19 protein-coding genes and 1 pseudogene are annotated in these 24532 nt (G+C 71.0%); 11 read left to right on the plus strand and 9 right to left on the minus strand.

The window, feature by feature from the left end:
• Positions 1 to 46: 46 nt before the first annotated feature.
• Positions 47 to 475, plus strand: a complete 429-nt coding sequence (locus ABH926_RS34910; protein WP_370370233.1) for a hypothetical protein — start codon at positions 47 to 49, stop codon at positions 473 to 475.
• 11 nt (positions 476 to 486) lie between these two features.
• Here the strand turns inward: ABH926_RS34910 and ABH926_RS34915 are convergent, their stop codons facing one another.
• A complete protein-coding gene (locus tag ABH926_RS34915; RefSeq protein ID WP_370370234.1) occupies positions 487 to 1866 on the minus strand; it encodes an MATE family efflux transporter in 1380 nt (459 codons plus the stop codon).
• 124 nt (positions 1867 to 1990) lie between these two features.
• Here ABH926_RS34915 and ABH926_RS34920 point away from each other — a divergent pair, with 124 nt between their 5' ends.
• Positions 1991 to 2728, plus strand: coding sequence for a group II truncated hemoglobin (locus ABH926_RS34920; RefSeq protein ID WP_370370235.1), 738 nt, complete (start codon positions 1991 to 1993; stop codon positions 2726 to 2728).
• A 3-nt stretch (positions 2729 to 2731) separates the two neighbouring features.
• On the opposite strand, the gene ABH926_RS34925 is transcribed toward ABH926_RS34920, so the two are convergent.
• The 3 genes from ABH926_RS34925 to ABH926_RS34935 all read right to left on the minus strand — a co-directional run bounded on the left by ABH926_RS34925 (position 2732) and on the right by ABH926_RS34935 (position 6977).
• On the minus strand, positions 2732 to 4021 hold the full coding sequence (locus ABH926_RS34925; protein WP_370370236.1) for an alpha/beta hydrolase family protein: 1290 nt from the start codon (positions 4019 to 4021) through the stop codon (positions 2732 to 2734).
• 159 nt (positions 4022 to 4180) lie between these two features.
• A complete protein-coding gene (locus ABH926_RS34930) occupies positions 4181 to 5098 on the minus strand; it encodes a hypothetical protein (RefSeq protein ID WP_370370237.1) in 918 nt (305 codons plus the stop codon).
• Positions 5099 to 5261: 163 nt separating this feature from the next.
• Entirely contained in the window at positions 5262 to 6977 is a 1716-nt protein-coding gene (locus ABH926_RS34935; protein WP_370370238.1) for a penicillin-binding transpeptidase domain-containing protein, read from the minus strand.
• Positions 6978 to 7065: 88 nt separating this feature from the next.
• On the opposite strand from ABH926_RS34935, the gene ABH926_RS34940 reads away from it, so the two are divergent.
• The 4 genes from ABH926_RS34940 (at position 7066) to ABH926_RS34955 (ending at position 12526) form a co-directional block, all read left to right on the plus strand.
• Entirely contained in the window at positions 7066 to 8016 is a 951-nt protein-coding gene (locus ABH926_RS34940; protein ID WP_370370239.1) for a LysR substrate-binding domain-containing protein, read from the plus strand.
• A 29-nt stretch (positions 8017 to 8045) separates the two neighbouring features.
• Positions 8046 to 8930, plus strand: a complete 885-nt coding sequence (locus ABH926_RS34945; protein WP_370370323.1) for a serine hydrolase — start codon at positions 8046 to 8048, stop codon at positions 8928 to 8930.
• Positions 8931 to 9150: 220 nt separating this feature from the next.
• Positions 9151 to 10944 (plus strand): glycosyl hydrolase family 18 protein, encoded by a 1794-nt coding sequence (locus tag ABH926_RS34950; protein WP_370370240.1) that lies wholly within the window; start codon positions 9151 to 9153, stop codon positions 10942 to 10944.
• Between the two features lie 166 nt (positions 10945 to 11110).
• A complete protein-coding gene (locus ABH926_RS34955; RefSeq protein WP_370370241.1) occupies positions 11111 to 12526 on the plus strand; it encodes a family 2B encapsulin nanocompartment shell protein in 1416 nt (471 codons plus the stop codon).
• Positions 12527 to 12638: 112 nt separating this feature from the next.
• On the opposite strand, the gene dapB is transcribed toward ABH926_RS34955, so the two are convergent.
• Positions 12639 to 13568 (minus strand): 4-hydroxy-tetrahydrodipicolinate reductase, encoded by a 930-nt coding sequence (gene dapB, locus ABH926_RS34960; protein WP_370370324.1) that lies wholly within the window; start codon positions 13566 to 13568, stop codon positions 12639 to 12641.
• Between the two features lie 88 nt (positions 13569 to 13656).
• A complete protein-coding gene (locus ABH926_RS34965) occupies positions 13657 to 13995 on the minus strand; it encodes a rhodanese-like domain-containing protein (RefSeq protein ID WP_370370242.1) in 339 nt (112 codons plus the stop codon).
• 104 nt (positions 13996 to 14099) lie between these two features.
• On the opposite strand from ABH926_RS34965, the gene ABH926_RS34970 reads away from it, so the two are divergent.
• A complete protein-coding gene (locus tag ABH926_RS34970; RefSeq protein WP_370370243.1) occupies positions 14100 to 14687 on the plus strand; it encodes a TetR/AcrR family transcriptional regulator in 588 nt (195 codons plus the stop codon).
• Entirely contained in the window at positions 14684 to 15637 is a 954-nt protein-coding gene (locus ABH926_RS34975; RefSeq protein WP_370370244.1) for a ribonuclease Z, read from the plus strand. Before ABH926_RS34970 ends, ABH926_RS34975 begins: the two co-directional genes overlap by 4 nt.
• A 6-nt stretch (positions 15638 to 15643) precedes the next feature.
• Here ABH926_RS34975 and ABH926_RS34980 read toward each other — a convergent pair whose 3' ends face one another.
• The 3 genes from ABH926_RS34980 to ABH926_RS34990 all read right to left on the minus strand — a co-directional run bounded on the left by ABH926_RS34980 (position 15644) and on the right by ABH926_RS34990 (position 21983).
• Positions 15644 to 16480 carry an alkaline phosphatase family protein gene (locus ABH926_RS34980; RefSeq protein WP_370370245.1) on the minus strand — a complete coding sequence of 279 codons (837 nt, stop codon included), beginning with the start codon at positions 16478 to 16480 and terminating at the stop codon, positions 15644 to 15646.
• A gap of 22 nt (positions 16481 to 16502) precedes the next feature.
• Positions 16503 to 17783, minus strand: coding sequence for an MFS transporter (locus ABH926_RS34985; protein ID WP_370370246.1), 1281 nt, complete (start codon positions 17781 to 17783; stop codon positions 16503 to 16505).
• A 138-nt stretch (positions 17784 to 17921) separates the two neighbouring features.
• A complete protein-coding gene (locus ABH926_RS34990) occupies positions 17922 to 21983 on the minus strand; it encodes a PQQ-binding-like beta-propeller repeat protein (RefSeq protein ID WP_370370247.1) in 4062 nt (1353 codons plus the stop codon).
• 263 nt (positions 21984 to 22246) lie between these two features.
• On the opposite strand from ABH926_RS34990, the gene ABH926_RS34995 reads away from it, so the two are divergent.
• The 3 genes and pseudogenes from ABH926_RS34995 to ABH926_RS35005 all read left to right on the plus strand — a co-directional run bounded on the left by ABH926_RS34995 (position 22247) and on the right by ABH926_RS35005 (position 24532).
• The gene (locus ABH926_RS34995) at positions 22247 to 23209 is read left to right on the plus strand and encodes a helix-turn-helix domain-containing protein (RefSeq protein WP_370370248.1); all 963 of its coding nucleotides are present in this window, start codon (positions 22247 to 22249) and stop codon (positions 23207 to 23209) included.
• Between the two features lie 83 nt (positions 23210 to 23292).
• Positions 23293 to 23630 (plus strand): annotated as a pseudogene (locus ABH926_RS35000) (dipeptidase); the annotation flags it as partial.
• Positions 23627 to 24532, plus strand: coding sequence for an alpha/beta fold hydrolase (locus ABH926_RS35005; RefSeq protein ID WP_370370249.1), 906 nt, complete (start codon positions 23627 to 23629; stop codon positions 24530 to 24532). The pseudogene ABH926_RS35000 and the gene ABH926_RS35005, both read left to right, overlap by 4 nt.

Here is a 24532-nt window from a genome sequence, read left to right on the forward strand (position 1 = left end):
TCTGCGATCGCCGTCGATCAGTCGCGCAGGGATTCCGGGGGACGCAATGGTGCAGCTGTACGGGACGACAGATCAGAGCACGCTGCCGGACAGCATCGCCAAGGCGGACAAGCTGATGCTGGCCGGTGCGGCGCTGGCCGTGGTGCAGGGGCTCGTCGCGGCCATCGGCGATCTCCACCGGCCCGTGAACGCCGCCTTCAGCCTCCTCAGCGGCGTGATCGTCGGCGCGGTCTGGTGGTGGGTCGCGAAAGCCTGCGCGGAGGGCCGGGGCGGAGCCCGCCTCCTGGCGACCGTCTTCTTCGCCCTGTCCACGCTCGGCATCTCGAGCACGCTCAACGGCCTGTACCACTTCGTCACCGCGGCGCTCACCGTCCTGGACGTCCTGAGCTGGCTCGTCGGCCTGGGTGTGGTCCTCCTGCTGTGGCAGCGCGACTCCAGCGCCTTCTTCGAATCGCGGCGCCGTTTCCCGCGCTGAGGCGAGGGCGGTTAAGGCGTCTGCGTCACCGCCGCGACCTCCGCGGTCACCTCCACGGCGTCCGTAGCCGACGCGCCGGTCACGATCCACCGGTCGGTACGGATCCGCGCCCCGAGCGCGATCAGCCGCGCCAGCATGAACACCCCGAGCGCCCACCACAGGCCGATCAGTCCCTGGTCCAGGTGGTACGAACCGAGGGCGGCGGCCAGGTAGGCACCGGTGGTCCCGATGCCGGCCCAGGCCAGGAACCGGCCGTCGCCGGCCCCGATGAGGATGCCGTCGAGCACGAACACCGGTGCCGCGATCGGCAGGAACAGCGCCTCCAGCAGCAGGACGTCCTCCAGCAGGTTCCGCACCGCCTGGTCGTCGGTGAACAGCGGGATGAACGCCTGCCGCGTCGCCAGCACCAGCAGGGCGAGCACGACGCCGACCACCACGCCCCACTCGATCGTCCGCCGATTGGCGCGCCGCGCGCCGGCCACGTCCGAGGCCCCGAGCAGCTGCGAGATCCACGCCTGTCCGGCGATGGCGAGCGCGTCCAGCACCAGCCCGAGGAAGCCCCACAGCGACCACGCGACCTGTTGCGCCGCCAGCGCCTCAGTCCCATAGCGCGCGGCGAGGATCGTCCCGGCCAGGAGCGCGATGCGCAGCAGTATCGTGCGGATCAGCAACGGGATCGAGGCGGTCGCGGCCTGCTTGATCCCCTCGCGGTCCGGTCGTAGTGGCGCCTCGTACTTGCGCGCCGCCTTATAGACGACCACCGCATAAGCGGTCGCCATCCCGTACTGCGTGAGCACCGTCCCTGTCGCCGAACCGGCGATCCCCATCCCCACCGGATAGACCAGCACCAGGTTCAGCACCACGTTCATCCCGGCGCCGGTCGCCGCCACTACAAGTGTCGTGCGGATGTCCTGCAGACCTCGCAGGACTCCCGTGGAGGCCAGTACCAGGAGCATCGCGGGCTGCCCGATAGAGGCGATCCGCAAGTACGTCACGCCATAGGGCACCGCCTCGTGCGACGCCCCGAACAACCGCACCAGCGGCGCCGCGAACACGATCCCGGCCAGTCCCAACACCACGCCGAGGATCACACCGAGCCACATCCCGTCCACGCCCTGCCGCACCGCCCCCGGCAGGTCCCCGGCGCCGATCCGCCGCCCGACCGCGGCCGTCGTCCCGTAGGCGAGGAACACGCACAGGTACGTCAGCGTCGCCAACAGCGCGCTCGCCGCCGCCAGCCCGGCCAGCTGCGGCGTCCCCAGGTGCCCGACGATCGCCGAGTCGGCGAGCAGGAACAGCGGCTCGGCGACCAGGTTCCCCAAAGCCGGCAGCGCCAGCTTCAGCAGCCGCGCGTCCTCGGCCGTCGGGCACAAGCTGTGCACGGACGTCATCGGCGGTCCCCGGTCGGCGAGGTGGTGGACGGGAAAACAAGCGCGCGTCACAGGCGAAGCGCCGCCACGAATATTACCGCCCAGGATCGGCCCCCAGCAGGAGGCGCCGTGGAAAACTGATCGCATGACCGTCGAGGACATCCGCTACCGCATCCCCGCCGAGCGCGCCGCCGAGTTCGAGGCCGCCTACGCCGACGCGGCCAAGGCCCTGGCCGCCACTCCGGAATGCGTTGGTTACGAGCTGATCCGCGGTATCGACGAACCGGACCAGTACGTCTTCCGCGCCACCTGGAACGCGCCGAAGCCGCATGCCCGTACGACCCAGAGCGAGGACTACCTCCAGGGCTACGAAGGCGACATCACCGACCGGCGCACCTACGAGCCGACGGCCGTCCGGGGCGACGGCGGCGCGGTCCCCACGCTGTACGAATGGCTCGGCGGCGCGGATGCTCTGCTGCGCCTGACCGAGGCCTTCTACCGCGAGGTCCTCAAGGACGACCTGCTCCACCCGCTGTTCGCCGGCATGGACCCCGAACACCCTCAGCACGTCGCGGTCTGGCTCGGCGAGGTCTTCGGCGGTCCGAGCGACTACACCGGCTCGCATGGCGGCTACCGCCACATGATCCGGCAGCACCTCGGCCGCGGCATCCAGGAGAAGCAGCGCCGGCGCTGGGTCAGCCTCCTGATGGACGCCGCCGACGAGGTCGGCCTCCCGGACGACCCGGAGTTCCGCGCGGCCTTCACGAGCTACATCGAGTGGGGCACCCGGCTGGCCGTCATCAACTCGCGGCCCGGTGTGAAGGAGTACGACGCCCCAATGCCGAAGTGGCATTGGGGCGGGCACCCTCCGTACCGCGGATGAGGTCTACTTCACGAACGTGATCGGGTACTGCGACGCGCCACGGCCGTCCAGCAGGTGGTCGTCGCAGCCCTTCAGGAACCGTTCGAAGAACGAGTCCACCAGCGCGCGGTCGGCCGCCACCGCCTTGGCCGGGTCGACCGTCCCGTTGTCGTAGGCCAGCGTCGAGGCCGGGATCCGGTCGGCCAGCTGCGCCAGCAGGGGCTCGGCATCGGTGAACGACTGGTGCTGCGAGTCGTTCAGCGTGATGTCCGCCTTCCACCCCTTCTGGTGCTGCCAGAACGACGCCCACGACGGCTCGACGTGGATGCTGCTGGGATAGCGGCCGGTGCTGCCCATCAGCAGGAGCGGCTGCTTCAGCCCGTGCAGCGCGACCTGGCTCAGGTGGGTGCCGTCGGCGTTCTCGGTGAACTCCATGGTGCCGTCCAGGTTGACGCCGGCCTTGACCCGCGGATCGTTGTACATCGTCTCGGCCGCCTCGAACCCGCCGGCGGAGTGTCCGAACATCCCGATGTCGGTCAGGTTCATGCCGGCGGTCAGCCGGTGCGGCAGGCTCGACAGGCGGTTCAGCACGAGCTGAGTGTCGGCCAGGCGGACGTCCATCACCTTGGTGAGCAAGACCGTCGCCGCCGCCTGGTCGTTCCCGACCTGGTTGAAGGCCGCCAGCAGCGGCCCGTTGCCGACCACGTGGCCGTCGGGGAACTCCGTGGCCGGCGCCTCCCCGGTGTGGTCGATGGTGACAACCACATAGCCCTGCGAAGCCAGGTTCTCGACCAGGGTCACGTTCGAGTCCCGCGGGTCCCCGGCGCCGGGCGAGTACAGGACGACCGGGAAGCGGCCCGGCGCCATGGCGGCGTTCCGCACCGAGTGCGTCTTGGTCGCGGCCCAGTTCACCAGACCAGTGGGCAGGCTGTTGCCGTCGTCGAGCGAGGCACCGATCGCGGCGGCCGCGGCGGCGGGGTACTGGTTCGTGAACGGCTTGCCGGCGGTGTGCACCGCCGGGTAGAAGACGCTGATCATCAGCTCGCGGTAGGGCTGGTTCGGCACCCACGGGTCCGCGCGCTCGTCGTCGACGAGCCGGAAGGTCGACTCGCCGGTGGCGTAGCGGCCCTGGGGCGCGGGAAGCGTGAGCGTCCGGCCGTTCGCAGGGTTCGATGACGCGGACCAAGCCGGCGCGGTTGCCGATGCCGTTGCCGAGCCCGAGGCCGTTGCCAAGGCCGGAACCGCGGTCGAGAGAACGAGACCGGAAACGGCGACCCCGGCCAGAGAAGCGGCGAGGAGACGAGAGCTGCGCATGGGAGTTCCTTCTGATGCGGCGTTGCGTTGTTCGGACACCTCGATCCTCGCAACGCACGCACCTCACGAACCACCGCGCTACCAGGCGTTTCAGCGCTCGTGAAGGCCGAACCGCCATAGGGCGGATAACCGCCCTATGACAGCGTTCGTACTAGCGCGTCAGCCGGACGTGACGCACGCGCTCGCCTTGTTGGACCACAGGCCCTGCACGTCGAAGGTGCCGGTCGACAGGGTTTCGTAGGCGTCCAGGTTCTCGCACTCGTCGCCGACCTCGCCGCCGCTGGAGTTGTACCAACCGGTGGTCGGCCAGAAGTCGGTGACGGTCTCGGCGTACTCGTGCGTCTCGGTGGACTCGATGCCGGAGAGCATGCGGCCGTCCGTCAGCGTGGTGCAGGCGCCCGCGCCGAGGTCGGGGACGTACGGGAGGTTGGTGTAGGCGAGCGTCCCGTAGCCGGACGTGGTCTTGTCGTGCCAGGCGCAGAAGCTGCCGTGCGGACCGAAGCCGTCCGGGTGCGTCCCGGTCGGTGACACGACCACGTACTGGGCGTTCAGATTCGGGGTCTGAGTCGTGTTGCCGAAGTGCGCGGCGGCACTGGCCGCCTCGGCCGCCAGCTGCGTCTTGGTGGCCTTCCTCGGCGCCGCCGCCGCGCTGTCGAACCAGACACCGGCCAGCGGCGAGGAGGCCGGGTGGTTCACGAACGTCGCGCCGGCCGGGCAGGCCGTGGTGCCGGCCGGAGCGTTCTCGCAGTACTGGGTGAGGATCGTGCCCCAGGTGTCGGACGCGCCGTACAGGCCCTTGAACATGGCCTGCAGGTCCGGGGCGACACCGGCCGGGTCACTGGACCACTGGCTGCCCCAGAAGACCAGGTAGACCTGCGGGTTCGGGGACACCACGCCCTGGGTGCCGTTGGTCTGCAACGAGAGTTGGCCGACGCCCCCGGCCTTGCCGGCCGCGAGGGCCGCAGAGCTCGGATGAAGCCGCTTGGCGTGCGCCGACGCGGCGACCGTGGGTGCGGGCGCGGCGGCGATGGTGGCGAGGGCGGCCGCTGCCAGGGCGGCGATGCGGAGGTAGCGCATCAGACTCCTTCTGGACGACGAGAGGACCGTGGTCGGCCCAGAAAGAAGGCGCCGCGACGGCGTCGGCCGTTACTGCTTCGCCCTCGCCGCGGCCGCCCTCGCCGCGCTCGCCGCCCCAGAAGCCTCGTCCACTCCCGTCAGCCGATCCCGTCAGCCGACGCCGTCAGCCGATCCCGATCCCGATCCCGTTCAGCATCGCCTTGATCGCCGGCCCCGCCTTGACGTCCCCGAACCCGCCGTTCAGCACCACGCAGGCCACCGCGATGTCGTGCTGCGGATCCATCGCGATCATCCAGCTGTCCGGGTCCTCGTTCTGGCGCTCGGCCGTCCCGGTCTTCGCGCCGAGCGTCGGGCTGATGCCGCGCAGCGAGGTGGCGGTGCCCTCCGTGATGACCCCGCGCATCAGGGTCTTGAGCTCGGTGTCGACCGTGGCCGGCAACGGCGTCGCCGCCGCCTGACTCTGCCCCGGCACCAGGATCGGCTGTTTGAAGGTGCCACTGGCCACGGTCGCGGCGACCGAGGCCATCGTCAGCGGGCACATCGTGATGTCGCCCTGGCCGAAGGTCTCGGCGGCGAAGCGCTCCTGGCCGTCGGCCGCGGGGACCTGCTCGTTGCCCGCCGTGCAGTACGTCGCCGAGCCCAGTCCCATGTCCCACGGCTGGTTCAGGCCGAACTGCGTCTTCGCCTCGTTCTCCAGCGCGGACAAGCCCGACAGCCGGTTGCGCAGTCCGACGTAGGAGGTGTTGCAGGACTGCTCGAAGGCGTCGGTCAGGGTCGCGTTCGGGTAGCCGTTCTTCAGGCCCTCGTCGTTGTGGTAGGTCTGCGACCCGACCGTCGAGGTCGGCGGACACGGCGCCGGGTCCGAAGGCTTCAGACCGGTCTGGAGCAGAGCCGCGGTGGTGATGGTCTTGAACGTCGAGCCCGGCGCGCGCAGCGCGTGATACGCCAGGCCCGCCGTGGTCTGGGAGTTGCCGGCCATCGCCAGGACGCCGCCGGTGCTCGGCTTGATGACCACCATGCCGGAGTTCGGGTACGCGCTCAGCGCCTTCTCGGCCGCGGTCTGGACGCGAGCGTCGAGCGTGGAAGAGATCTGCGACGTGGCGCCGCTCGGCGCCGTGCCGAGCGCGACCGGCGTGCTCCCGGCGATCGGCGCGCCGGTGTTCGCGTCGACGAAGGTGATCTGGAGCGCGGTCGGCGCCGCGCCGCCGGGCTGCTTGGCGGTCGCCAGCCGCGAGAGCACGGTCACCAGACCGGGATGCGCCGACGCCAGGAGCGGCTGGCCGGTGTCGTCGACGACGGTCGCGGGCGGCGGGGTCGCGGTGAGGTTCGCCTGCGCGCCGAGTTGCGGATGGATGACGGCCGAGGACCAGTGGACCAGGAGGCTGTTCGCGTTCCCCGCCGCCGGGGCCACGGCGAGGGTGGAGTTGTAGCTCCACTGCAACCCTCCGTCGAAGGAATCCACGACGCTGAAGGTGTAGCGGGTCGCCGAGTCCGGCGAAGCACCGGTCGCAGGGACCTGTGATCCGAGAATGAGCTGGGCGGACTTGGGATTCAGCGACTTCATCACCGCCTGCAACCGCGGCCCGGCAGCCGCCGCGTTGTCGGTGAGCGAGCCGGCCTTGGTGTAGTCCCCCGATGCCCACGCCGCCAAGAAGTCCTTCGCCACCGCGTCCGGCGTCGCGGGGGCGGCGTCCGACGACGTCGCCGCCGAGCCGCCCGGCCCGCCCGGGCCCCTCAGACCATTCTTCGCCGTCGGCTCGGTGCCGTGGTCGGACCGCAGCCAGAGAGCCACGGAAGCGGCCGCCACCGCCGCGACTGTGACGATCGCCGCGGTGACCGTCCGTGTAGTGCGGTTTCCCTGCCGTTGCTTGCCTGCCATAGCTCGCAAGGAAAGCGCGCCCGTCACGACTCTGTCCAAGAGTCGTATGGGAAACACATCCATAGTGATGTGGCTATGATCCGATGTCATGGACCTCTTGGCGCACCTCCGCTACTTCCGCGTGGTCGCTGAGGAACAGCACTTCGGGCGGGCCGCGATCCGCCTGCGGCTCGCGCAGCCGTCGCTGTCGCAACGGATCCAGCGCCTGGAGCGCGAATTCGGGGTGCGGTTGTTCGACCGGGGCCGCGGCGGCGCGGTGCTGACCCCGGCCGGGCGTCTGGTGCTGGCGCAGAGCGAGGCCGTTCTCGACGCCGCCGACCGGCTGCGCTCGGTGGTCGGGCGGTTGCAGGACGGTGAGATGGGGACCTTGCGCGCGGCGGTGCCGCCGCACCTCGGCGGGGCAGCGGTGGCGGCACTGCTGACCGCGTTCCAGGAGCGCAGCCCCGGCGGCGAGCTCGATCTCCGCGAGCTCGCCACCGCCGAGCAGACCGCGGAGCTGGCGGCCGGCACGCTGGACGCCGGGATCGTGCGGCATCCCTGTCCGGCCGGCGGCCTGGCGTTCGGGCCGATCCTGCACCAGCCCCTCGGCGTGCTGCTGCGCGACGACGACCCGCTTGCCGCGGATCCGGACGTCGATCTCAGGACCCTGAGTGGCCGCGCCCTGGCCATGCCGCCGCGCGCGAACAGCCCGGCACTGCACGACGAGACGGTGACCGCCTGCGCGCGCCACGGTTTCACGCCGACCACGATCCGCGACGTCGAAGGCCTGGACTTCACCCGCGCCCTCATCATGGCCGGAGCAGACCTGATCGCCCTGATACCCGCCCCGCCGCCCGAACCAGGCACCGCCTGGCGTCCGCTGACCGGCCATCCCCTGTCCTGGCGCACCTCCACGTCCTGGCGCGCGGGCCACGACGGCCCGGCCGTGCGCGTGTTCGCGGAGGCCGCCGACGCCGCGTTGCGCACGCACGCCGGCATGTACGCGGCACCGGCCGAACGTCCGCGCACCACCCGACCGGAGACGGAGTTCGCGCTGTGACCGAATCCCCCTCCCCTTCGACCGCCTCCGTGTCGACCGCCTCCGTGTCGACCGCCGCCACCCGCCGCGCCGCGGCCCGCATCAACGCGGCCTTCGCCGACGCCGGCGTGACCGGCCGGCTGCACGCCCTCGACATCGATTCCGGAGCCTCGATCTCGGTCGCGGCCACGCAGCCCGTCCCGACCAGCAGCCTCCACAAGGTGTGCCTCCTGGCGGCCCTCTACCGCGAAGACGCCGCCGGACGCCTCGATCGCACCCGCCAGATCGACGTCTCCGCCGCCGAGCGCACCCCGGGCCTGTCCGGCCTGGCCGTGATGCGCGACGCCGTCCGGCTCTCCCTTCGCGACCTCGCCACCCTCGTCGTCGCGGTCAGCGACAACGCCGCCGCGGACGTCCTGTGGCGCGAGATCGGGTTCGACACCGTCAACCGCACCATGGCCGATCTCGGCCTGCCCGACACGATCGCCGTCCACGACATGGCGGCCATCAGGGACGCGCTCCTGGCCACCCCGAACCTCGCCGACCCCGCGGCGTTGGCCGATGTCAGCGTCCTGAATCCGGAGCTGACCAACCGCTCCACGCCGCGCCAACTGGCCGAGCTGTTCGCCGCCATATGGCGCGACGAGGTCTGCACCGGCGAGCTCGCCGGGGAACTGCGCTCCGTGCTCGGCGTGCAGGCCTGGACCCATCGCCTGTCGTCGGGCTTCCCCTTCGACGACGTCCGGGTCAGCGGCAAGACCGCCACGCTCCCCACGATCCGCGCCGAAGCCGGCGTCATCGAGTACCCCGACGGCGGGCGCTACGCCGTGGCCGTCTTCACCCGCGCCGCCTCGACCGCCGCGGTCCTGCCCGCCGCCGACGCCGTCATCGGCACCGCCGGGCGCATCGCGGTGGACGCGTTGCGGTCGCACTGAAAGCTGCCAAAGGAACAAATGCATCACAAGGATCTGCTTATGGTTTTCAGTGCATTTACGGACACGCGCCCGGCCTCCTGAAAACGCCGCACCCCAGGTTGCGGCAAAACGAATTGTTAGGAACCTTGACAGACCTCTGGTCTAGTCCAATGATGTCCTCCAGGGCGGCCGCCTCTTTCAAGATCCAGTCCTGATCAACGCCCTTCCATCCGGGAGCATCATGAAACGGACAGGCCGTCATCTCCGCGTGCTCGCAACAGCCGCGGCGACACTGGCCGCGAGCACCGGCGCCTTCCTGGCGTCGACAGCCGCGGGCCATGCCGCCACGGCGACGCCGGCCGCGTCGACCGGCACCCCCATCCCGGCGCACGTGTTCGCGCCGTATTTCGAGGCCTATAACGGCGACAACCCGGCGACCCTGAGCCAGCAGTCCGGCGCCAAATACCTGACGATGGCGTTCATCCAGGCCGCCACCAAGGGTTCGTGCACGGTCTACTGGGACGGCGACACCTCGACGCCGATCTCGTCGTCCACCTTCGGGTCCTCGATCTCCACGATCCGGGCCGGCGGCGGCGACGTCATCCCGTCGTTCGGCGGGTACACCGCCGACAACCAGGGCACCGAGATCGCCGACAGCTGCACCAATGTGAGCTCGATCGCCGCGGCGTACGAGAACGTCATCACCACGTACAACGTCACCCGGCTCGACCTGGACACCGAGGACAACTCGCTGACCAACACGGCGGGCATCGACCGCCGCAACAAGGCCATCAAGATGGTCGAGGACTGGGCCGGGACAGTAGGCCGCACCGTCCAGTTCAGCTACACGCTGCCCACGACCACCAGCGGCCTGGCCTCCTCGGGCCTGGCGGTGCTGAAGAACGCGGTCACCAACAACGCGCGCATCGACGTCGTCAACATCATGACCTTCGACTACTACGACGGCGCGACGCACGAGATGGCGAACGACACCAAGACCGCCGCCACCGGCCTTGAGGGTCAGCTCGCCTCGCTCTACCCGGGCAAGTCCGCGGCCCAGCTGTGGTCGATGGTCGGCGTCACCGAGATGCCCGGCATCGACGACTACGGGGCGGCCGAGACGTTCCAGACCTCGGACGCGGCGCCGGTCTTGAACTGGGCCAACTCCCAGGGCATCGCCGAGATCTCGTTCTGGGCCCTGCAGCGCGACAACGGCGGCTGCGTCGGCACCGGCGGCTCGGACACCTGCTCGGGCATCGCGCAGAGCACGTGGTACTTCAGCAACACCTTCGAGCCGTTCACCAGCGGCGGGAGCACGCCTCCGCCGCCGACGAACGACTTCTCCGTGGGCGTCTCGCCGACGTCGGCCTCGCTGGCTCAGGGCGGGACCGCCACGGCGACGGTGTCCACGGCGGTCACGAACGGCAGCGCGCAGAGCGTCGCGCTGACCGCCGGCGGAGCGCCCTCCGGGGCCACCGTCAGCCTCAGCCCCACCTCGGTGACCGCCGGCGGCACGTCGACGCTCACCGTGGCCACGGCCTCGACCACCCCGGCCGGGACGTACCCGATCACCGTCACCGGCACTGCGGCCTCAGGAAGCCACAGCGCCACCTTCACCCTGACCGTCACCGGTCCGGGCGGCGGGGGCGGCGGCGCGGTCGTCAACGGCGGGTTCGAGACCGGGTCGTTCAGCCCGTGGACGTGTCAGAGCACTGACGCAGTCGTGGGCAGCCCGGTGCACTCCGGCTCGCACGCGGCGAAGATCTCGCCGACCGCGAGCGCCACCGGCGAGTGCGACCAGGCGGTCACCGGCCTGACGCCGAACCACGCCTACACGCTCACCGCGTACGTCCAGGGCAACTACGCCTTCATCGGCGTCAGCGGCGGGGCCAGCGGCAGCGCGTGGACCTCGGCGTCGGGCTGGACCAAGCTGTCGGTGCCGTTCACGACCGACGCCACCGGGAACGTGACGGTGTTCGTCCACGGCTGGTACAGCCAGGGCGACGTCTACGCGGACGACTTCGCCATTTCCTGACCGGTTCCCCCTCCTCCCGCGCGGTGTCCCTGCGGACCCGCGGCCCCACAAGGTCCGCGACCGCCGGGGCGCCGCGTCAATCCCGGATAGACGCTAATCACTCGAAGTAAGGAAGTACCAAAGCCGCATATTGCCGACGCAAGAAGGACATTGGTTACGTGGAGGCATGCCGACCGATCCCATGCCGCAGGACCTCGTCCAGGACAGCCAGCTGAGCCTGAGCACCGCCGCCGCCCGCAACCTGGCGACCACCACCAAGACCGTCCCGCAGATGCAGGGCATCACCTCGCGGTGGCTGCTCCGCAAGCTCCCGTTCGTCCAGGTCTCCGGCGGCACCTACCGGGTGAACCGCCGGCTCTCGCACGCGGTCGGGCGCGGCCGGATCGCCTTCGACCAGACCGGCGAGGACCTCAGGGTCCTGCCCCCGACGCTGACCGAGCTGCCGATCCTGCGCGGCCTGGACGACGAGGCGCTGCTGGCGGAGTTGGCCGGCCGCTTCACCCAGCGCCGCTTCGCCGCGGGCGAGCAACTCGCCGAGGCCGGCCGGCCGGTGAGCGAGATCCTGGTGGTCGGCCACGGCAAGGTCGCCAAGGTCGGCACCGGCAAGTACGGCGAGACGACGGCCATCGGCTCCTTCGCCGGCGGCGACCACTTCGGCGACGAGGCGGTGGACGGCGGCGTGGTGGACTCGGTCCCGTGGGCCTACGGAGCCCGCGCCACCACCTCCGGCATCCTGCTCGCGCTGCCGTTGAGCGCGTTCCGGGAACTGCTGGACCGTTCGGAGACGCTGCGCACGCAGATCGCCTCGCACACGGCCCGCCGCGCCAAACCGGTGAACAAGAAGGGCGAGGCGGAGATCTCCCTGGCCGCCGGCCACGAGGGCGAGGCCGACCTGCCGGGCACGTTCGTCGACTACGAGCTCCAGCCCCGCGAGTACCAGCTCTCGGTGGCGCAGACGATCCTGCGCGTCCACTCCCGCGTCGCAGACCTCTACAACGCCCCGATGAACCAGACCGAGCAGCAGCTGCGGCTGACCGTCGAGGCGCTCAAGGAGCGGCAGGAGCACGAGCTGCTGAACAACCCGCGGTTCGGCCTGCTCCACAACGCCGCGAACGAGCAGCGCATCCACACCCACAGCGGCCCGCCCACCCCGGACGACATGGACGAGCTGCTGTCGATGCGCCGCTCCACCAAGTTCTTCCTGGCCCACCCCAAAGCCATCGCCGCCTTCGGCCGCGAGTGCACCAAGCGCGGCGTCTACCCGACCTCCGGCACCGTGGACGGCCACCGCGTCTTCGCCTGGCGCGACGTCCCGATCTATCCCTGCTCGAAGATCCCGGTCACCGGCCACACCACCTCGATCCTGGCCATGCGTACCGGCGAGGACGAGCAGGGCGTGGTCGGCCTGCACCAGGCCGGCCTGCCCGACGAGTTCGAGCCGAGTCTGAACGTCCGCTTCATGGGCATCGACGACAAGGCGGTGATCAGCTATCTCGTGAGCGCCTACTACTCGGCCGCCGTCCTGGTGCCCGACGCGCTCGGCGTGCTCGAGAACGTCGAGCTCGACCGCCCGCGCGGATAGGCGCGGCGCGGGCGGTGTCCTCGGCGGCCCGTGCGGCGGGCCGCCGGGGACGTGCGCGCTCGACGGACAGAGAACTGACAGGGGACGGACAGAGGACGGACAGCGAACAGACTCAGTCGCCGAAGAGCAGGGTGTCCAAGCCGCGCCGCACCCCGACCGCGTCGCCGACGTGCCGCACCGCGAGCAGCGTGCCGTCCACGTAGGGCGCGGGATCGGGCCCGGCATCGTGCTTCATGACCAGCCGCTCACCGGCGCCTCCGAAGACGATCTCTGTACTGACCACATAGCTCGGCAGCCGCACCGAATGGACACGGGCCCCGCCGACCTCCGTACCCCGCGCCTCGACCGGCCCCTGCAAATCGCCAAGTGGCACCGCGGGCACCGGCCGACGGATCGCCCCCAACCGCTCGGCCAGCTCCCGCGCCGTCCCACTCGGCACATCCGGTTTGCTCACACTGGCGTAGTCGATGATCTCCCACCGATCCAGATGCTCCGCCGCGAGCGCCGCAGCCTTCTGAAGCACCGCGGCCATCACGGAGAAGTTGCCGGCGGCGATCACCCCGACCTCGTGATCACGCGCGGCCTCATCGAGCTCGGCGTAATCCTCGGCACTCAGCCCGGACGAACCGATCACGACATGCGCACCGCCCCGGACCGCGGCGAAAGCGTTCTGCTTCACAGCCGCCGCACTCGTGTAGTCGACGACGACATCAGCCGGCTCGGCAGCGAGCGCCTCGGCGACGGAGGCATAGACCTGCCCGGACGCGGTGCCGCCGACAGCCTCCGCGATCGGCCTCCCCGCCGCCGACCGCGAGACCCCCGAGACGAGCACGAGATCGGCCGACGCCTCGATCCCCGCGACGATCGCCGAAGCGGCCCACCCGGTGACCCCGGAGAAGCAGATCCTGATCATGTGCTCAGGGTAAGGCGCCACCCCGGTTCCCGCCCGCCGCGCTGACCTGCGCGTTCGGCCAACCGCTCGGCTCGGCTCGGCTCGCACCGATCGCACCCGTTCAGGCCGGCCGATCAGCGCGGGCTCCATCACTCGCCCCACGCTCATGGCGCCCGTTCAATTCGGCGCACATCGGCCGAACCTGCCGCCTCGCCGCACGAGCTCCCGGATCGCCCGCTTACTCCCCCACCACCCCCGATTCCACCGGCAGCCCGGCCCCAGTCCAGTCTTCGATCCCCTCCCGATACTTCCGCACGTTCGTGTACCCCAGCCGCTCCAGCTTCGCGGCAACCTGGCCGCTGTTCGGGCAGGCCGCGTTCGAGCAGTACGTCACGATCAGCGCGTCGCGGTCCGGCAACAGGTCGCGGTACACCTGCTCGGCGTCGTCGGCGTGCAGGGGGATGGCGCCGGGGAGGTGCTGCTTCTCCCAGTAGGCGCCGGCGAGGGCGTCGAGGACGGTGGCGGTGCCGTCGTCTATCGCGGCCTTCAGCTCGTCGCGGGTGATGAGGGTGGTCATGGGTGTGCCTCCTGAATCGCCGATTCGGACCGCGATGCGGACTGCGGTCCGCTTGCCTGTTAATAGAGTATGCGGACCTCGGTCCGCTTGTCTAGAATGAATCCATGCCCGAACCGTCCCGGCCCGATCTGCCCCTCGCCGACGATCCGCCCCGCGAGCGGGCCGATGCCGCGCGCAACAGGGCGCTGGTGCTGCAAGCCGCGTGGCGCCTCTACACGCATGGCGGTGTCGAGGCGCTGACCACCGATGCGGTGGCGCAGGAGGCGGGTGTCGGCAAGGGGACCGTCTACCGCCGCTTCCGGGACAAGAGCGGGCTGGTCGCGGCGCTACTGGACGACAAGGAGAAGCAGCTCCAGCTCGCGATGATCGCCGGGCCGGCGCCGCTCGGGCCGGACGGCGCGCGGGGCGAGCGCCGTGTGGCCTTCGTGCACGCGTACCTGGACTACCTGCGGGCGCATCTGGATCTGCTGCTCGCCTCGGAGACCGCCGCGCCGGGCGCCCGCTACCGGCTGGGCGTCTACCAGTTCTGGAAGACCCATCTGACCATGCTGTTCGCCGAGGACCGGGACCCGGAGTTCCGGGCCTACGCCGTGCTGGCGCTCCTCGACGCGAGTCTGGTCAGCCACCTTCTCGCGGACGGCTGGTCCTGGGACCGGATCCGCGCCGGAGCCGAACAGGAGGCGCGCCGATGATGCGCGAGCTGGTCATCCTCGGTACCGCCTCGCAGGTGCCGACGCGGCACCGTGCCCACAATGCCTACTTCCTCCGCTTCGACGAGCAGGGCTTCCTGTTCGATCCCGGCGAGGGTGCGCAGCGGCAGATGCAGTTCGCGGGGCTCTCGGTCAGCGAGATCACCCGGCTGTGCGTCACCCACTTCCACGGCGACCACGCCCTGGGCCTGCCCGGCATCCTGCAGCGCATGTCGCTGGACGACGTGCCGCACGAAGTGGTCTGCCACTTCCCCGGCGAGCACGAGGAGTACTTCGAGCACCTGCGCTTCGCCACGCCGCACCACGCCCGCGCGAAGATCGCGACGCAGCCCGCCACCGGAGCGCGCTCCTACCCCCTGGGCGGCGGCCTGACGCTCAGCGTCGCCCCGCTCGACCACGGCATCCCGTGCCAGGGCTACCGCATCGACGAGGCCGACGGGGTCAGGATGCTGCCCGGCAGGCTCGCGGCGGCCGGGATCAAGGGCCCGGACATCTCACGCCTGCGCGCCGTGGGCCGCATCGGCGACGTCACGCTGGCCGACGTCAGCGCCCCCAAGCCCGGCCAGAGCTTCGCCTTCCTGATGGACACCCGCCGCTGCCCCGGCGCCGAGGAGCTGGCCGCCGGCGTGGACCTGCTCGTCGTCGAGGCCACGTTCCTGGACTCCGAGCAGGAGCAGGCCGGCGAGTTCGGCCACCTCACCGCCCGCCAGGCCGCGCGCCTGGCCGCCGACGCGGGCGTGCGCGAGCTGGTGCTGACGCACTTCTCGCAGCGCTACCCGATCGACGAGGCGCCGGCCCGATACCGGGCCGAGGCCGCCGAGGAGTTCGACGGCCCGATCCACATCGCCGAGGACCTGATGCGGATCCCCTTCCCGAAGCGGGTGGAGGCCGCCGAGGCGAAGGAGGCGAAGCGATCCAAGACAGCCCCCTGACACCCGTCACACCGCGGCGAAGGGCTTCCCCTCCAGGGGCAGCCCGGCCATCTCCGCGCTGAGCCCGACCGCCTCGTACACATGCGCCGCGACATCCACGTGCCGCAGCGTCCCCATCTCCGCCCCGGCCGTGATCCCCGGCCCGTTGGCGGCGATCCACGCCGTGCGCTCCACCTCGCTGTCCCCGCCGTGGCCGCCCTCGTCGACGTGGCCGTGGTCGGTCACCACGATCACGGTCCACCGCTCCTGCTCGTACGCCGGCCGCGCGCGCAGCGTCGCCACCAGCCGCCCGACCCGCGCGTCGGCACGCTCCACCGCCGCGCGGTACTCGGCCCCGACACCCAGTTCGTGCCCGGTCTCGTCCACGTCGCCCAGGTACACGAACGCCACGTCGTAGTCCGCCGCCAGCAGTTCGCGCTCCGCGTCCACCGTCGCCGCCTCGTCCCCGCGGTCGCAGTCCAGGCCGTAGGACGTGAACGTGACCCGGTCCGGCGCCGCGAACAGCGGTCCGCCGCACGCCGCGGTCGCCAGCGGCTCCCAGCTCCCGACCGACAGATACGTCCGCTTGCCCGCCAGCGAGGCCAGCGTCAGGAAGTCCGGATGGTCGGCGAGCCGGTGCCCGGTGAAGACGTTGTGCATGATGCCGTGCTTCGCCGCGGACACCCCGGTCGCCACCGTCGCCCAGCACGGCCCGGACCACGTCGGCGTGGCGTCGTCGATGCGCACCGGCGCGAGGAACCCGGCGGCCGCGACCGCGTCGAGGTGCGGGGTGGGGACGGCGCGGAGCACGTCGAGACGGACCCCGTCGATGCCGATGACGAGGACGCGTGATGGTGAAGTCATTGGTACCGGTCTACCTGTTTCTTTAGCGGACGCCGCGAATCCTGTTGATACACACCGCGCCGGCGACTGAAGCGATCGCCGACGCCCAGAACAGCGCAGCATACCCACCCGCGAACTTGATGAGCAGCGCCGCGATCGGCGGCACCAGCGCGAACGGGATGATCGTCATCAAGTTCGCGAAACCCATGTCCCGTCCCCGGTCCGCGCCGGAGGGCAGGGTCTGCGTCACCAAGGCGCCGTCGACACTGAGGTAGACGCCGTATCCGAGCCCGAGCACGGCACCCGCGGCGAGCATCATGCCCCAGGTCTGGTGCACCGCGAGCATCGCCGCCGCGACCGCCATCACCGCCGATCCGGCGGCCACCAACGGCTTGCGCCGCCCCCAGCGGTCCGACAGCCAGCCGGCGATCACGACCAGCGCGACCGTGGAGACGCTGTTCACCGCGACCACGATCAGCAGGTGGCTGTCGTTGCTCTTGTCCGTGGGCGTGTTCTTGAACCCTAGGACGTCGTCCAGGAAGTACGGCGTGTAGAGCGTCCCGAGACCGTAGCCGAGCACCATCAGGAACCGCGTCGCCAGCGCCCAGCCGAAGTCGGGGTACTGCCGCACCTGGATCCGGTAGTTGGCCAGATAGGCCTGGAAGCTGAAGGGCTCGCGCCGTTCGCGCGGCAGCCTCCGGTCCCCGACGCGCCACGCGAACAGCATCACGAACACCATCAGCGAAGCCAGCGCCGCATACTGCCCGACGTACCCCTTCGACAGCGAGACCAGCACCCCGCCGATGATCAGCGCGGCGGCCTGCGGCACCCCGCCCCAGCCGAGCACGACGCCGCGCTGTCCGGCCGGCACCTGGTCCGGGATGATCGTCACCATGCCGGCCGCGAGCGCGGCCACGAACACGGTCTGCAGCAGGTAGCCCAGACCGACGCCCCACACAGAGTTCTGCGTCCCGCTGAAGACCAGCGCTGCGGCGCACGCGATGCCGCCGAGCGCGATCCACGGCCGCCGCCGCCCGAACCGCGAGACCGTCCGGTCCGACAACATCCCGAACAGCGGGCCCAGGAACAGGATCGACAGCGTCCCGATCGTGTTCACCCAGGCGAAGTCCGCCACGTGCCCGGCCGGGTCGATGTCCTTGATCTGCTGCGGCACCGTGAACGTGCTGGGCACCTGGCTGGCCACCTGCCAGCCCAGCCCGGCGAACACGAACCCGGTGATCCACGGCGCCCGCACCTTCTCCGTGGGCTCCACGTCGAACGGGGAGGACGTGGTGCCCGGGCCGTGCGAAGTCTCAGTGGACAAGGCGCGCTCCAGATATGTGAAGCTTCTTCATGTTCTCGGGAGGCTCATCGTAGGCGTGTGCGAGTCATCCAACAAGAGGTGGTGCCCCAGCGGAAGAACCGCTGGGGCACCACGTCGTCTCCGTTGTCGGAGAAAGGCTTACGGCTTGGCCGCCAGCGCCTGGTCCACGCTCGGCCCCGGCGTCCCCAGGCCGGTCACCGTGTCATACCCGGCGCGCGCCGAGCATTGCGTCGCCGGGCACGCGCCGTTGCTCCCGGAGGTGACGTCGACGAGTGCGGATCCGAGCCCGTAGACGTCCCGGAACACCGAACCGTCGGCCGAGGCCAGGTGCGCCTTGCCGAGCGCGGCCCGCCCCTGGTCCGTGGCGGCCAGGATCGCCGACCAGATCGGTGCCGACAGGCTGGTCCCGCCGACTTCGGCCCAGCCGGAACGGCTTTGCGTCACGTCCGTGTAGTAGACGGCGACGCCGGTCTGCGGGTCGGCGACGGCCGAGACGTCCGGGGTCCCGCGGTGCGGGTCGGGGTTCACGCCGTCCTGGTACGCCGGCCGCTTCTCGAAGAAGGACAGGCCGCCGCCGGTGCCGCGCCATGCGGTCTGGCTCACGGTGTCGCCCGCGGCGTTCAGCTTCAGCGTGGTGCCGCCGATGGAGAGCACGTTCGGCGAGGTGGCGCTGTAGCCGTCCGGGTTGCCGCTGTCGCCGGCCGATTCCACGCAGACGGTGTCGGTGTACAGGCACCTTCCGTCGTAGAAGGACTCGCCGGAGAACTCGCGGTTCAGGCCGTAGCTCATCGACACCGCCGCCGGACGCAGCGCCGCCGCGGCGTCCACGGCCTCGTTCAGGTGCTGCATCGTCGGATCCTGCGCCTCGACGAGCACGATCTTCGCGTGCGGGGCGACGGCGTGCACCCACTCGACGTCCAGCGCGGCCTCGCCGTCCCAGCCGCCGCCGTCGACGGTGGTGCCGGGCATGGTGTGCACGGAGAAGTCGAAACAGTCGGTGCCGGCCGCGACGCTGTCGCACGACGGCGGCAGGCCGAACTGCTTGCTGAAGGTGTTCAGGTCGCTCGGGAGCGCCGAGTGGTGGTAGGCGTCCACGATCGCCACGGTCTGGCCGGTGCCGTCGCCCTTCAGCGCCAGGTTGTGCTGGATCTGGGCCGGGGTGTAGCCGCGGAGCGTGGGAGCCGCCGCCGGGATCACCGAGTCCGGGGTGAGGCTGCCGCCGGTCGGATCCTGCACCGGGGTGGTCGGGGGTGCGGTCGGCGGCGCGGTCGGCGCGGCGGCCTTCAGCTGCGCCTTGGGGGCGCTCTTCGCGGCCGCACCAGGGGTCAGCGTCCCGGTCAGGGTCGAGACCGTGAGGCCGTGCATGCTGGTGTCGCTGTCGAAGTAGAACGACCCCATCCACTCCGAGCCGATGCCCCATTCACGGATGTCCTGCTGGAGGCCCAGAATCTGCGAGCCGTCGATGACGAGCTGGTATCCGTCGTCGAGGGGCCCGGTGTGCGCGACGTCGTACGGGTAGTCGTTGTTCCCGTCGAACTGTGCCGGGTCATAGGCCTGCACGCCATACGGCGAGTCCAGCAACACCGTCGAGCCGCCGGTCGAGGTCCCGAAGCCGCCGGAGTAGGTGTCGGAGTACATGCCGGTGTCGGCCCACGTCTCGCCGTCCGGCATCAGACGGCTGATCTGCGCGAAGTGGTACCAGGCCAGACCGAGCTTCGGATCGGCGCTGAAGCCGATGTGGGTGGTGGTGCCGCCGGCGGTGTGCGAGGTGAGGACGGCGCCGGTCCTGCTGTCGCGGACCTCGACGAGCATGGTACCCGCGACGCTGTTGGGCTCCGTGGCGCCCCAGGCAAGGGCGACGCCGTGGCCGCCGGCGCCGGGAATGTCGGCGCTCGCATAGGCGGCTTGCAGGAGGCCCCCGCTGGTCACCGACTGATCAGCGGGCTGATTCCACAGTGTCGCACCGGTCCGCGCATCGACCGCGAGAACGCGGTACTGCGGCGTCTTGTCGCCCGCGGCTGTGCTGTACTCGGCGATGACGCGGCCGTCGGGGTCCACGGTCGCGTTGCTGAACTTCACCGCGCTGCCGGCCGGCTTGAAGGTCCACAGCTGCCTGCCGTTCAGGCCGTAAGCGGTGAGCGCGTGGGTCGGGTCGATGATCTCAGTGTTCTGACCGGAGCCGGTGGCGGTCACCGACCACGTGTAGCCGCCGGGCACGTCCTTGGCCACCGTGACCTTGCCGGTCGCCACGTCGATCAGGTCCCAGCCGCCGGTCGCGGCGACCAGCACCTGCCTGCCGTCGTCGACGAGCTCGGCATGGTGCACGGCGCCCCGGACGGCCGCGGTCCACAGCACCCTCGGCTCGCCGTTGGGCTGCGGGTGGCCGTCGAGCAGGAACACGCCGCGGCTCTGGCCGGCGCCGACGATGTTCTTGACGCCGTCCTTCGCCGTGGTCGCGCCGGGCACGAGGACGCCGGCGTAGAGGTCACCGAGCTGCGGCTGCACGGCCACCGGGGCGCCGTTGGAGATCTTGTAGGCGTAAGCGGTCTGATCGGCGGCCACCGACAGGATCCGGTCCCCCCACTGCGCGGGCTCCAGGCCGGTGCCGACCGCTCCGGACCGGCGCCAGCGGAGCTTGCCGGTACGGGCGTCGAAGGACATGATCTGCGTGCCCTCGGGGCCGTTCGGGACGGCCTCGGTCGGGTTCTGCGGGTCCTGGGTGGTGACCACGACGCTCGCCCTGTCGGCGTCGGGCAGCATCATGCCGCCGACGACCGGCGCGTCGCCGGCGAAGGCGGCCGGGATCGGTGTGGTCCACAGGTTCTTGCCGTGCGCGTCGAAGGACAGGACCGACGAGCCGACCGGGAGCGCCTGGTCGCCGGACAGGTCCAGGGTCAGCTCGGTGGCCTCGTACGCGGGGTTCTTCCCGCTGCCGGGGCCGGAGTCGGCGACGCGCAGCGAGGTGACGAACGTGCCGGCACGGTTCGCGAGCACCTGCCGGCCGCCGGTCCGCGGGTCGATCGCGGTGAGCTGCCAGCTGACCGCGTCCTCGGGGTCGTTCTCCTCGGCGACGACGAGCCGGTGCCGGCCGGGATCGTCACGGATGATGCGCGGGTAGCCCGGCGTCGGGACGTCCAGCTTCAGCTTGCCGGTGGCGGCGTCGAGCAGGATCACGTGGCCGTCGGCGGGACGCGGGGTGCCCAGGCCCATGGGGGTGTCGCTCCACCCGGTCGCGATGCCCTCGGCGGTCTGGGTGATGGTGGCCAGGGCGGCGAAGGGGACCTGCGTGCTGTAGGTCCAGGCGGTCGTGCCGGTCACCGCGCCGCCGGACCGGCGGAACCTCACCAGCGCGACGCTCGTCCGGCTGTCCCCGGACAGCGGCGCCTGCTCGACGCTCCACATCGGCCCGCTGACGTCGCCGACGATCAGGCCGCCGGCGCCGGCCGCGAGGCGGTTGACGTAGCCGGGATACACCTGGTGCCACAAGGTCTTCCCGGTGCGGCCGTCGATGACGGTGACGAAGGACGCGAAGTGCGTGAGCGGCGAGTCCGGCACGGTGAACGGGAAGCCCGCACTGGCGCCCAGCGTGTAGGCGACGGCGATGTCGTGCCCTGATCCACCGCCGAAGTCGCCGATCGCGAACGTCTGGTCGGAGCTGACGCCGGTGCCGGATATGGGGTCGTAGCCCGCGAACATGTCCAGCGGCGGCGGCTCGGGAAGGTAGGGCACGGTGCCCTTGAGGCCCCAGTCCGCAGCCAGGCCCTGCTCGGTCTTGGTCCAGACCGGCCGGCCGTCCCGCCCGACCCGCGCGACCTGGCCGGAGGTGTCGACGTGGAACCAGTCGTCGCTGCCGGGCACGGCCGCGGTGAGACCGAGGCCGCGCGCGGTCTCGATCTGCTGGTCGGAGGTGAGGGAGAGCCCTGACGCCGAGGTCTGTCCGGTGGCCGGATCGCTTTGCGCGGTAGAGGAAGCCGGGCCGGCTCCGGCCGCCGCGGCCTGCGCCGTCCCGACGCGCTGGGCGGCGGTGCCGCCGGTGCCGACGCCGACGGTGTACTTCGCGGACAGGCTCCGCACCTGATCCGCGGTCAGGCGCACGGCGGCGGACACGTCGGCCGCGGAAGCCACACCGGCGGCCGAGCCGAAGACCGCCACGGCCACGGTCGCCGCCACCCAGGGACGGCGTAGAGGTATCGCAGGCAAGGATGATCTCCCGACATCACAGAGCGCTGATGGAAACCGCCTCCGACCCGGCCGAAAGCCGGAAGCGGTGACTGGGATGCTGGCAGCGTCACCGGGCGGCGCGGAAGCGCTTTCCCTGACCGTTACCGGTCACCCGCCGGTTCCGGACGGACGGCGCTATAGTGTGGCCGCTTCTTGATCACAGGGAGGGATTTCGGGGTGAGCCACAGCAGCCGCAGTCACGTTCACAGCCACAGTCACAGTCACAGTCACCGCCACAGGCCATGCTGACCCCGGCCGGCTTGTCAGCCTTCGACGAAACCCTCCTGCGCTGTCTCCTCACCGCCGGCGACCCGCACACCCCCGCCACCCTCGCCGAGGAGCTCGGCGCACCGGCCGAGCAGGTCCGGCGCAGCGTCCGGCGCCTGGTCGAGCTCGGGCTCGCGGTGCGCGACGGCGCGGCCGTGCTGCCCGTCGACCCGCGCGTCGCGCTCACCGGGCTGCTGCGGGAGCGGCGCACCGAGCTGGACCGGCTGACCCAGACCATCGACGAGCTCTCGGCCAGCTTCCACGACCGGGCCGTACGCACCGGGGCGACGCGGCCCGTCGAGGCGATCGTCGGACGCTCGGCCATCGCGGCCCGGTTCCACGACCTGGTGGCGCGCGCCGACCACGAGATCCTCGCCTTCGACACGCCGCCGTACGTCGCCTCGAACTACGGCGACTCCGAGGCCGAGACCGGGGCGCTGGCGCGCGGGGTCGCCGTGCGCGCCGTCTACGCCACCGAGGTGCTCGACCACCCCGCGCGCACCAACCGGGTACGGGCCCTGGTACAGCTCGGCGAGCAGGCGCGGGTGGCGCCGTCGCTGCCGACCAAGCTGGTCATCGCCGATCGGCGCGAGGCCATCTTGCCGCTGTCGGAGCCGGGGGCCGGGGACGCCGCCTCGCGCTGCGCCGTCGTGCACGCCTCCGGGCTCTGCGAGGCGCTGATCGCGCTGTTCGAGGCGGTGTGGACGCAGGCCGTGCCGCTGTTCGCCCCGCGCGCCGCCACCAATCCGGACCTGCTCGCCGAGGACCACGCGATCCTGCAGTGCCTGGATGCCGGGATGAAGGACGACGTCATCGCCCGCCAGCTCGGCATCAGCGAGCGCACGGTGCGGCGCCGCGTCGCGGACCTGGCGGCCCGGCTGGGCGCCGCGTCCCGCTTCCAGATCGGCGCCCAGGCGGCGCGGCGGGGCTGGGTGTGAGTTACTGACCGCATGGACATCGCGCAGCTCACCGCCGAAGTCGATGCCCTGATGCCCGGCGTCGCCGCCGATCTCGAACGGCTGGCCGCCAGCTGTGGAGCGGGCCGGCGGTCACCGTCGTCGGGCTGGACGCGCCGGCGGTCGACACCGCGGCGCTGGCGGTCGTGCCGTATGCCAGGGCCCTGATCAACCTGCGCATCCACCCCGGGCAGGACCCGAAGGCGGCGCGATCCCGTTGGTCAACGGGCTCGCGAAGGCCGTCCCGGATGCCGAGATCCTGCTGTTCGGAGCTGAGGACGCGGCCTGCCGGCTGCCCGGGCCCAACGAGCGGGTTCTGGTCTCTGAGCTGCGGAACTCCGTGCTCGCCGAGGCCTCTTTCTTCGTGGCGTATGCGGACGAATATGCCAAGATTTCTTCATGACCTTCACCGCGGTGGATCACATTGCGACGCCTGTACTCGACATCGCCTATGAGCACGCCGGAGATCCCTCGGGAATTCCCGTCGTCCTGCTCCACGGCTTCCCCTACGACGTCCGCGCATATGACGAAGTCGCCGCGGAATTGGTGGGACAAGGCGATTACTCGGTATACGCGCCGTATCTGAGGGGCTTCGGAAGGACGCGCTTCCTATCCGAGACCGATCTGCGCTCCGGACAGCAGGGCGCCATCGGCCAGGACCTGCTGGACTTCATCGATGCGCTGGGGCTGGACCGGCCGATCGTCGGCGGCTACGACTGGGGCGGCCGGGCGGCGTGCATCGTCTCGGCGCTGTGGCCGGAGCGGGTGCGCGGGCTGGTCACGGTCGACGGGTTCAACATCCAGGACATCGCGCACTCCGGTGAGCCGTCGAAGCCGGAGTGGGAGGCGACGTACTGGTACCAGTACTACTTCCACAGCGAGCGCGGGCGGCGCGGGCTCGAGCGGAACCGCGAGGAGCTGTGCGAGCTGCTGTGGCGGACGTGGTCGCCGACGTGGACGGCGGCCTCGGCCGAGTTCGCGGCGAGTGCGCCGAGCCTGCACAACCCGGACTTCGTGTCGGTGGTCGTTCATTCCTACCGGCACCGGTTCGGTCTGGCCGAGGGTGATCCGCGATACCAGGCGATCGAGGAACGGCTCGCTTTCGGGACCGAGATCGGGGTGCCGACGGTGGTGCTGGAGAGCGGGGCGGACGGCGTCGGCGGGCCGGGGTTCGCCGAGTCCGGGGACCGGGAGTCGTTCACCGGGCGGTTCGAGTACCGGAAGGTGGACGGCGTCGGGCACAACCTGCCGCAGGAGGCGCCGGGGGCGTTCGCCGAGGCGGTTCATCTGCTGGGCGCGGAGTAG

The organism is Catenulispora sp. GP43 (assembly GCF_041260665.1).
In the GTDB taxonomy this organism is placed as follows: Bacteria; Actinomycetota; Actinomycetes; order Streptomycetales; family Catenulisporaceae; genus Catenulispora.